Source organism: Opitutales bacterium (assembly GCA_013215165.1).
GTDB lineage: Bacteria > Verrucomicrobiota > Verrucomicrobiia > Opitutales > JABSRG01 > JABSRG01.
On the sequence record JABSRG010000084.1, the window covers coordinates 1 to 10,337 of the forward strand.

The 10,337-nt window shown below is 50.2% G+C and carries 10 protein-coding genes and 1 tRNA gene; 5 read left to right on the forward strand and 6 right to left on the reverse strand.

All coding sequences use genetic code 11. The annotated features are described in order from the left end of the window. Positions 1 to 1,265: 1,265 nt before the first annotated feature. The 3 genes from HRU10_14075 to HRU10_14085 all read right to left on the reverse strand — a co-directional run bounded on the left by HRU10_14075 (position 1,266) and on the right by HRU10_14085 (position 3,272). Positions 1,266 to 1,340, reverse strand: a tRNA-Arg gene (locus HRU10_14075). 36 nt (positions 1,341 to 1,376) lie between these two features. After that, on the reverse strand, positions 1,377 to 1,802 hold the full coding sequence (locus HRU10_14080; GenBank protein NRA28359.1) for a hypothetical protein: 426 nt from the start codon (positions 1,800 to 1,802) through the stop codon (positions 1,377 to 1,379). A 12-nt stretch (positions 1,803 to 1,814) separates the two neighbouring features. Then, complete coding sequence (locus HRU10_14085) at positions 1,815 to 3,272, reverse strand: sigma-54-dependent Fis family transcriptional regulator (protein ID NRA28360.1); 1,458 nt, start codon at positions 3,270 to 3,272, stop codon at positions 1,815 to 1,817. 718 nt (positions 3,273 to 3,990) lie between these two features. Here HRU10_14085 and HRU10_14090 point away from each other — a divergent pair. Together HRU10_14090 and HRU10_14095 are read left to right on the forward strand one after the other, a co-directional pair. Beyond that, positions 3,991 to 4,980, forward strand: a complete 990-nt coding sequence (locus HRU10_14090; protein ID NRA28361.1) for a tyrosine-type recombinase/integrase — start codon at positions 3,991 to 3,993, stop codon at positions 4,978 to 4,980. A gap of 307 nt (positions 4,981 to 5,287) precedes the next feature. Next, positions 5,288 to 5,647 (forward strand): hypothetical protein, encoded by a 360-nt coding sequence (locus tag HRU10_14095; protein ID NRA28362.1) that lies wholly within the window; start codon positions 5,288 to 5,290, stop codon positions 5,645 to 5,647. On the opposite strand, the gene HRU10_14100 is transcribed toward HRU10_14095, so the two are convergent. From HRU10_14100 to HRU10_14110, 3 genes are all read right to left on the reverse strand, one after another. Continuing rightward, positions 5,644 to 6,219 carry a hypothetical protein gene (locus HRU10_14100; GenBank protein NRA28363.1) on the reverse strand — a complete coding sequence of 192 codons (576 nt, stop codon included), beginning with the start codon at positions 6,217 to 6,219 and terminating at the stop codon, positions 5,644 to 5,646. The genes HRU10_14095 and HRU10_14100 overlap by 4 nt on opposite strands. A gap of 20 nt (positions 6,220 to 6,239) precedes the next feature. After that, entirely contained in the window at positions 6,240 to 6,875 is a 636-nt protein-coding gene (locus HRU10_14105; protein NRA28364.1) for a relaxase/mobilization nuclease domain-containing protein, read from the reverse strand. 83 nt (positions 6,876 to 6,958) lie between these two features. Next, a complete protein-coding gene (locus HRU10_14110; GenBank protein NRA28365.1) occupies positions 6,959 to 7,303 on the reverse strand; it encodes a hypothetical protein in 345 nt (114 codons plus the stop codon). Positions 7,304 to 7,614: 311 nt separating this feature from the next. Between HRU10_14110 and HRU10_14115 the strand changes: the two genes are divergently transcribed. The 3 genes from HRU10_14115 to HRU10_14125 form a co-directional block, all read left to right on the forward strand. Next, a complete protein-coding gene (locus HRU10_14115) occupies positions 7,615 to 8,469 on the forward strand; it encodes a hypothetical protein (protein NRA28366.1) in 855 nt (284 codons plus the stop codon). A 527-nt stretch (positions 8,470 to 8,996) separates the two neighbouring features. Continuing rightward, positions 8,997 to 9,428, forward strand: a complete 432-nt coding sequence (locus HRU10_14120; protein ID NRA28367.1) for a hypothetical protein — start codon at positions 8,997 to 8,999, stop codon at positions 9,426 to 9,428. Between the two features lie 128 nt (positions 9,429 to 9,556). Further along, positions 9,557 to 10,337: AAA family ATPase (locus HRU10_14125; protein NRA28368.1), on the forward strand; the 781-nt coding region annotated here is incomplete at its 3' end.

The following is a 10,337-nucleotide window of genomic DNA, read 5'->3' on the forward strand; positions in this document are numbered from 1 at the left end:
GACGCTTGAACCCTACCAACTGTGTCTTTTCAGGATGGATTTGTAGACCGTATTGGGCAAAGCGCTCTTTGATCGCTTCGTGCGGATATCTTTTCGCTGTGTTTGCTATACTGAGCTGTTTTGTGGATACGCTTTGTATGGTTCTGTGGTCCATGCGTAGGTCGCAGGTTCAGCTTCCATGATCCGACCTCCGCCTTGGCTACTCCATGGGTCCCTCGGGAAGGTTCCCCATCTTTCAGACGCTACTATGCAGAGGCTAAGACTGCCTTCGTTCATCTCGGTGGCTCGGCTTCCCTTACCATACGATACTCTGGGTGCGGTGCGTTTCTTTGCGACATCGGCTGCACCGACATGGCCGATGTCTGGGGCCTTGGTAAACCGAGTGGCCCTAAAGTCCGGTGATTACCAGAGAAACGGGAGGCTCTCTCATCTTCCCGCCAAACCCCAATGCTGCTTTGCCTAAGCTCTACGACCCCGGGCGGATGTGCGCATCAGACCATCGCCACAATCGGCTTTATTCGATGCACCCATGTTGTCCCCACTGTCACAAACACGAAGACTCCACCGAGTTTCATTTCGAGGCTCAATCACTAGGCTTTACAGCTCGCTGTCTACGCTTCGTGCCCTCCTTTCGGAAGCGACTACGCTAGACTCGCTTGCCGTGGTGGGTCAGACCTTCGGCGCGGGAGTGGATACCCGCCGGGTTTGAACTGAGAGTTTCAGTCGCTGGTTTCTGTTTCTTTCCTTTCTGTTGATTGATTGGTTTATGTTTCGGGTTCCAACGACATCCCAACTCAACGAGCTTTGGATGACGCCATGGGACCAGAAATGCGAGGCACACGGATGTTTTGTAGGGTGATCCCGCGAGCGATTGCCTTCTTGCCAATCAAAGCTCAAGTCAAGCAATGGCTGTCGACATGACTCTGCGCTTCTAATCTGAGCTCAAAATCAGTTTTCCGTAGATCTACTCACACCCCGTTGAATCGGGTGCAATTTTGATCGGTGTCCCTTCATACTGATTCCCCCAATTCGACATTTCCACGCTCTTCCTCAAAGACTGGTCCCATTGCCTCTGGAAACATTCAATGGTCAATGGCTAATACCAGCCGTATGGCGCCCCCACCGGGAGTCGTTCCGAGGCAGCTCGCCTGCCGACATGACCGGGCGCCAACGCGTTGGCGAACCGGACCACCATTGTGAGACTCTCTCCATCGGCCCCATTGCCTCTGGAATCATTCGATAATCAATGGCTAATAGCAGCGGTATGGCGCCCCCACCGGGAGTCGAACCCGGATCTAGGCTTTAGGAGAGCCTTGTTCTATCCATTGAACTATAGGGACTGCGACATGATCATATGACAGGGCTTCCCAGAGAATTTAAAGCTCTAAAAGCGGGCGTCGGGCTGCATTAACTTCTTCGAGCAGCGCATAAGGAATATTTTTTTCCATCCAATTCCATCCGGCTTCCCAGGTAGAGGTGACGATAAACGGACTCCGATGCTGGGTCGCTTTTTCATGTAATAGACCGTAGGCTGTCGCCAGCGGGGCATCAGAAAGCCAGAACCATTGCCCTTTAGCCTTCCTCGGATGATTAAATAAATCTCCTTCCAAGAGTCGGAATTCTTCGACCGACATCGCAATCTGTGCTCGGCGCAGATCGGACATTCCTGAAAACGACGGATCATAACCCGGCGCCTCCCAGGAGGCCTGTATAGCGACCCATAGGTCTTCGCGAGTTAATCGACCTGAGAAAGACTCGATCAGGACCTGATATTCTGGAAATGCTTTAAACGCGACGTCCATATTTTGGTTTTCTCATTCGGAGCTGAGGCCCGATACGTCCTCACCAGCCTCAGCGTATTTCGTCAGTTTATTCCTCAACGTGCGGATGTTCATATCCAGCACCTCAGCCGCGCGGGTTCGGTTACCCTGCACCTCTTTCAATACAATCAGAATATGCTGTTTTTCGACCTCTTCCATACTTTGGCTTGATGCAAAGGAGGGTGGGCTCATGGGTGCGGCCTCTTCGACTATTGACGCTGAGTCAGCGTCCCCACCAAAACTATAAGATCCCGCCGCGACTGGTACTAACTCAGACACTTTCGCCTTCTTCGGCATGATTCCCAAATACTGCCCTGGAACAGCCTCACCGTCATCGGCAAGAATGACCGAACGCTCGATGGTGTTTTGCAATTCTCGCACATTTCCTGGCCAATCATGAGCAAGCAATAGATCGAGCGCGTCCTGAGTGAAGCCAGGTATGTCTAAACGATGTTTTTTAGAAAAGTTCTGAAGAAACTTTGTCGCCAGCCCCGGAATATCGTCTTTGCGCTGGCGGAGAGCAGGGACATCGATGGGGAATACGTTTAAACGGTAGTAAAGATCTTCGCGAAACTCCCCACGCTCTACGGCCTCCATGAGGTTACGATTGGTCGACGCTATCACGCGCACATCTACGGAAATCGTCGTATTGCCGCCCACGCGTTCGAACTCACGCTCTTGTAATACGCGTAATAGCTTCACCTGAACGGCAGGGGAAATCTCACCGATTTCGTCGAGTAGTATCGTGCCGTTATTTGCGAGTTCAAAACGCCCTTCCCTTCGCTGGGTCGCTCCTGTAAAGGCACCTTTTTCATGCCCAAAAAATTCACTCTCGATGAGGTTTTCTGATATCGCCGCACAATTGACTCGAATGAACGGCTGGCTCGCTCGTGGACTCAGCCGGTAGAGTTCGCGCGCTACCATTTCCTTCCCGGTTCCATTCTCGCCCATGACAAGCACTGTAGCCTCAGTCGCTGCGACTTTTTGGATCATCTTTTTGAGCCGACGCATCACCGTGCTAGCTCCGATCATCTCAGATTGGGACTGACTCTCGTTACTGAAATACTGATTTACCTTGAGGAGCTGATTGTGCTTCTTGGCTTTACTGAGTGCGACCTCGATCTGCTCAAAACCGAAGGGCTTGATGATATAATCAAACGCACCGAGCTTCATACACTCCACAGCAGACTCGATCGTGCCGAAGCCAGTAATCATGATGAACATAGGCGCATCCGGGCGCGTGCTATATTGTTCCAAAAGTTCCTGACCCTCGCCATCCGGCAGACGCGAATCGACAAACACCAGATCGAATTGGTCACGAGACAACAAGTCCAACGTATGCGCAATCGATTCCGCCTCTGCCACAGAGTAGCGCTTCGTACGCAGCTTCTCCGCTAGTGATTTTCTTACCGTCAGATCGTCGTCGAGAACGATGAGTTTCTCAATCGCCATAATTTGTAATTACCCTCCACATATTCTACGTCCTCAATACAATGGTTTTAGGCCTTTGTGTCGGGCAATTCAGGTAACTTAAAAGGGTTTTTACAGAGGCGGCTAACTCGCCTGGATTCAGACTCATTCTCATTGTCCTTCAAAGCTCATCCCGGCCACAACCTAGTACCCCTAACATAGTGCCAGAGAGCAGACTTGTTCCGAGCGAAGCGATATGACCGGGCGGTGAGCTTTGCGAACTGAACCGGACCACTAGTGTGAAAGGCTGTCAATACGACCAATCGATAATAGGAAAGTGCTCTATCCAGAAAATTCCTTTCCTGAAAATGGTGCCAGAGGGCAGACTTGAACTGCCGACCAAAGGCTTATGAGGATATTGGCCGAAGCCCGCAATTCCGCTTATAGCTTAAAATCACTTCAAAAAAGGCTCGCGGTTGCCAGAACAGTTGCCAAAAATCGTAAACTTAAAGCCGTTATCTTCCCTCAAAGATCGTTTTAAAATCACTCGATTTACCAATCGTAGCGGCACGGTATCTTATCGCGTTTCAGGGCAAAAAATCGATGGCACGAGCGTGCGCCAAAATTTTGCCTCTCGGGAGGAAGCTCAGGGCATGTGCTCCATGCTCGCCGTTGAAACCTCTAATCATGGCATCACCCGCATTCCAGGCTGACCCATCTCAATGAAAAGCAAATCGGGGCCTGCGAAGTTGCTTATGAGATGCTGGGCAAAGATGGGGATCTCATTGAAGCCATCCGTTTTTACCTGCACAGCCGGACCGATACACTTACGCCCATCACTATAAAAGAAGCGTTTGAGGATTTTCTGTGCGACAAACAGGCTGCAAATTTACGTCCTTTGACTCTGCAAAATTTACGCTCTCGGGTTGGCGCACTCGTCAAGCGTATGCCGGATCGTCATTTATCGACGATCAGCGCTCAGGATATTACACGCATTCTGTTTAAGCCAGGCCTCAAACCCACGAGCATTGATAATCAAAGGCGGGCCTTATCCTCTTTCTTTTCATGGGCTGAAAAACGGGGTTACTGCAAAGTCTCGCCTATGCGAGCTGTTGAGAAAATTCGCACCGAACGCGAAGAGCCCGCCATTCTAATAGCTGCACAGATTACACAGTTCCTGCAAGCGGCACAAAGCCTTAAAGCAGGCCTTCTTTTGCCCTATGTCACTCTATCGCTCTTCGCGGGCATTCGCCCCAGTGAGATGAAGGGCCTCAGCTGGGATGCGATCAACCTCAACGAAAGCCTGATTACGATTTCCAGTAAGACCGCCAAAATGCGCCAGCGCCGCCTCATTCAGATCAGCGATAATCTTGTCGAGTGGCTGCGCCCTTACGCCCGCATTCATGCACCTATTGTACCGAGAAATTTCAGACGTGATTTTGATACGCTCAAAGCCATGGCGGGGTTCGCCTACACAGAATCGCGCGTGAATATGAGCGAAGCGGACAGCTTTTTAAAAACAGCAACACGTAATGCAAACCGAGAGGCACCAGACTGGATTCCTGACATTATACGCCACACCGCGATTAGCTATCATCTGGCGACCCATGAGCATGAAGGACAAACGGCAAGCTGGGCTGGAAATTCACCCGATATCGTACAGCGCCATTATAAAGGCTTAGTCAGTCAAAAGCAGGTCAAATGGTATTGGGGGCTTAGACCGAGCGCTTTGAGCGCAGCCGTGGCTTGACCGTCCAACGGTCCGACAGGGCAATACGGACCTCTTCAATATCAAACCGAACAAGATGACCGATTTTAATAAATGGAATCCTACGCTGGGCTTGCATACGCCTAAGCCAGCATAGAGAGGGCCGCGACTCGCTATCAAATAAGATTTCCAAAAGGCGCTGCCCATTCACATATCTCGTCGTGTCGATGTCGTTCATACAAAGAGATACAAACGCTCAACTCCTAAAATTCGGTGTCTTAGCGACTTTTCCTATTTATTGCAGTCTTTTGATTTGGGCTTGGTCGTTCAAAAAAAAATACGTTACGAAATGGGAAATCTTAATCCCGCCTCCATTGAACTGCATTCCGTATCAGGATACAGTTCCAGCATCAGTCAGCCAACCTTCTATTACCGAACTTCATTTGAGGACGCTGACTCGATTCTCGATCAAGGGTTCTCCGGTGAGACCGTCACGCTCTATTCTCTTGATCCACTCCGCCATGACGCAAATCAAGGTGAAGCGCTTTTGCAGGTCGAAATCGATATGAGCCGCGAAGATCTGGATTATTACATGATCATTAAGGGGCTCGATGAGCCAGCCCATTGGGACCTTCCTGCAAAGCTTCTCAACGCCTATGCCCGCATATCTTTTGTTCAAGAGTATGAAATCGCAGAGCCCGAGACCTAACGGCGTGATGGCGGCGGGATAGAATACCGATCAGGATTTCGACTACGCCTCTGCGGGGCATGTTCTCGCTCAAAGAACTGGGCATCCAATTCGAGCGTCAATTTTCTGACTTGCTCAGACTGTTTGTGCGAGAGCTGCTCCAGTTCGCGGTCGCGTTTCATCTCAAGCGATTCTATCATCTCATTGAAACGCATTTGGGCATTACTCAGCGTTTTCAGTTTTTCTTCCTTCTCAGCTTCCATTTTCCGGTGCCGTCCGAATAAACGCCCCAAGAATCCTATCTTCCTGAGGCGTATATTCAGGGTCTCGATGTCGCGCTTGTGCTCGCTCAAGGCGTAGTAAATGGACAGCTCATCCTTCGCTTTTTCTATTCGCGTATGATGCTTTTTGAAAATTTCTGCGCGTTCCTGGATCTGGCGATCTTGAAGTGCTGCCAGTATCAGAGCTTTGCGCTCCTCAAGCGCATCGCGTTTTCGCCCCGCGGCGGCTCGTTTTTCTTTCTCTGCGTTTTTCGCAGACTTCTTGAGCGTTGACGCACGGGGAAGAGAATTCAGATCTAAATCGCCCAGCAAGGCATTGAACTCTTTTGTTTTTACGCCTTCAAGCTGACGAATGGGGTTGATCGCTTTTCCGTAGCGATCAACGACGACAAGACGCCGATTGCCGTTTGCCAGTGCGTAACCTCTGCTTCGAGCGCAGCCACAAACTCTTTCCCGTTATTACTCTTCGCCCATGCATTCACGATCACTGGATCGCCGTGTTTGGTTCGTTTCCCAGCCTTTCGCTTTTGGTGATTTTCCTCACGCGCGGGACAGTAATCCGTACCTTCTTTGCGCTCAAACACCCGCGCGAAATCCAAAAGCTTACACTTCGAACGACTGAGCTTCGCAGCAACTCCGGTGAGCGGGTGTGTGCGGTTGACGATCAAATGCACATGCGGCTGCGGTTCGTCGCGGTGGCAAGAAATTATGACCTGATGTTCCTCCAGCCCCAAAGCCTTTAAGGAATCATCAGCCGCCTTCAGCATCTCGCGCTTCGTCGGCGACTGCTCAGGATGCCAACTTAAAGAATAAGTGAAGACGGGTTTTTCTAATTTGCGTCCCGTCGCTTTAACGCCCGCCGCCTGCTTTAGGCGCTCATGGCTTTTGGCGGTATACGCCATGAAGCGCCAAGCCTTATCGACTGTATCTGCCATGAGGTTGCGCGTTTCAGTCCATGCAACACGCATGGTCGTCCTCGCATCTTTATAATGGCACTAGTAAAGAAATGCGCCCTTGAAGGACGTTCCCATGCCTGCGATCACGGGGACCATTAGATTTTCTCCTGAGATTGTGCTTCATCGATCAAGGCATCGATCCGCTCACACATGACATCCAGATATTTCGAGCTGCGGCCCGTCATGTGAAAACGCTTCACTGCTTGGTTAAGAATCACCCCGATGTGATGCAGCTGCTGGATGAGTGCGGGATTGACACGCTCGTTTACCGTAATGTTCACGCCATTCGCGCAACCAAGGGCTAGCCGTCGAGCAAGCTCGTGAATGCTCACGCCAAAGACTGCCGCCTTATGACATATGAGCAGATATTCAGCCTCCGTAATGCGGCAGCTGATGCGGCGGGTCTTGCGCGTATCTTTGGTTTTTCTGGGTCGAGCCATGGCGTTATGCCTTCCAATACGATTGGAGGCACGCGGCGATCCGGCCACGATGCGATTTGAGCAATGAAAACTCCTATGAGTTTTGATTGGTGGGGTTTACGGGGGCACCCCGTTTTCTGGGGTGGTATCAGGAGGAGCTTAAGCCGTTTTAAACTCAATTGCTCTGCATGATTTAAAACGGGTATTTGTCTTGCTAACCCTGGCTGAAACAAGTTTTGAAAGAATTGAATAATTAGCTCCTCGATTACATTTCTACGATTCGAGGATAGTTATTAGTTTATTTAACTAAAAATATTTAACTTTGATTTACAATGAAGGTTTTCAATACCCCAAATATTATAGCGTTCGCGATGGCTCTAATTGCAGGGTTGGCTCTCCTCTTTGGTCAAGGGATTCTTGTTCAGAAGAAAGATCTTCCTTCTGAGAATAAAACTATTGAAAACACAATATCTGGAGAGGCTAAAATCCAAGGTGATGTAAATATTGAAAATACAATCGGAGTAGATGAGGATCATATAGATTCAAAGTTCAACGAGCTCAAAAAACAGAACGAACAAAACCTGCTCAATCAAAGGGTAAATCAATTGATCGAGGAGGGAAAAGCCCAGCGGAAAATTAACGGTTTTGTGTCCGAGAGGCCATTTTACCTAGAAGCTATGGAGCTCGACCCAGATAACGAAGAGATCAAGAAATTCTATGAGACTCGAAAAGCCGAGTTCCTTTCTAAGACACTTAGTTTACTGGAAAAATGTCGGCAAGCTCCCACAATGATGGGGAGACTGTATTTGTCCCGCCTCGAAGAGGTTTTTCCAGAACACAAAATGGTTGCTGAGTTCAGCGGGCTTATCGAAGACTACGAAGAAGCAGAGCGACTAGCAAATGAATCCCTAAAGATAACATCGGATCTGTATACAAAAACAAAGTTTTTCTTACCATCCGCAGATCAGCGCTCTCAATATTCATCATTAGTGGATCACGTCATTGAGCTGGAGGAACAATTCGAATCCCGTGCAGGCACATTTCAAATATTACTTAACAGCGCAAAGGATAGAATTAAAATGTTGCCAACTTTTAATGATGCTCAAGCTCTGAGAAAACAGGCCTTGCAAGAATCTTATCTCGAAGCCTTGAATAGAATTGATGCCGAAATGCCTGGAACTCAATAAGTTGGATCTTGTTGAGAAAAAATAAATAAAAAATAGTAACACTGGCACTGTTTCCACAACCAAAGGCTAGTCTTAGAGTATACCCGTGGACACTTTGCTGCCTTGTGGCGTAAGCGAGAATATTCAGCCTCCGTAATGCGGTGGCCGATCCGGCTACAGTGCGATTTGAGCAAAGAAGCCTCCTATGGGTTCTGGTGATGGGGTTACGGGGTCACCCCGTTTTTTTGGGGCGGTTTTAGGAAAGGGTCAACCCACTCCTAGCTGTTATCGCCCGAATTCTCCTCGTGGAAACTGGAGTCTTTTGTCCAAATTCCCCATCCGATTTTTGTGTTGAACTACGACGTTAATTTAGTCCTACCGATTTCAGTTGAGTCGGCCTAGGCTTTCGGAGGTGCCCTCCACGTTTTGTTCAATCCGAGTCCGATTTAGTCGCCTGTGAACATTCGGCCAAGTCATGGACCTGCCCTCACTGCAATCAGGCCGGCGTCCTTAATTGCCATGGGCGGCTCAAGAACAAGTTTGGCCAGATGCGTGGCGCGCGCTTTTGGTGCAGCTCGCGGCGCAAGAGCCGATCTGGATGTGGACGCAGTTTTACTGTCTATCTGGCAAACATCATCCCGCGATACAGCGTTCTGGCTCGGACTTTATCTACTTTGTTTTCAACATGGTCACGCTCCAGCGGCGGTGGCCAGGTGCTCTCAGCATGGGAGCAAGCTCATCAGGCCGGCTTTTCTACTGACAGTGCCTACCGTTGGATATGTCGATTGACCGGAGCACAGACTCAGAGCGCGGTCCGCACTCAGCTATGCCGAGCCCGACCACCACCACCACCTCCTCCTCCTCACAGTAACGGCATCCTTTCGGACCTATTTGATCACATCGATCAAGTATGTGGCAGCACCCACTTCATTGAGTCATTCCAGTTACGCTTTCAAAAACCATGGCCCATGCAGGCCTGAGTGAGTGAGTGAGTGAGTGAGTGACCGGTTTCAGATCGGATCCGAAGCAAGCCGTCCCAACGCTAAAGATCGACAACACAAGAGGCAACGCGACGGGCTCTGAAAATACCATCAGGTTGGAGATTCTTATGAAAAATCCATCCGAATACGTCAAAATGAGGGTCCTCGCTGCCATCGATATGGCCGAGGGCAACACCATCACCCAGCGCATACGCCAAGTCAGCACACTGACCTTTGAAGATGAAGAAGGACAGCGCCACCGCTTTACCTTCAGGACCATCGAAACCTGGCGCTTGCGTTACAAAAAACACGGTTTTACCGCCATCTGCCCCAAAGAACGCTCCGACAAAGGCAAAACGCGAAAAATCTCCCCAGAACGCCTCCTCGAAGCCATTGAGCAAGCCAAGCCCTTCTTTCGAGACAACGACTTCAACCTCGCCGAACTCTACCGCACCTGCATCGAAAAGGGACTCCTACGCCGCGAGCAAATCGCCCCCAACACCTTTCGCAGACTCGTCAAAAAGCTTGAACTGCTCAAACCCGACAAAGACGTCACCAACCAACGCAGACTCTGTATCCTCGTCGGACAACCCGGCACCGGAAAAACCATCCTACGCCAAGCCTTCGCCCAAAGCAGCGACCACCTCGTCACCCCATACATCACCCGCACCATGCACACCTACGCCAACACCCTACGCATCCTCTGCCAAGCACTCGGCATCGAACACGCAGGCTCAGACCTCAAATGCGAAGACCAAGTCATCCACCAAATGCGCATCCTCCACCACAAAGGAAAAGCCATCGCACTCACCATCGACGACGCCCACCTCACGCCCCCACAGCACCTGCGCAAACTCCGACTCCTCCTAGAAGAAAGCCCCGGTAACTACGGCATCCTCCTCTTCGCCC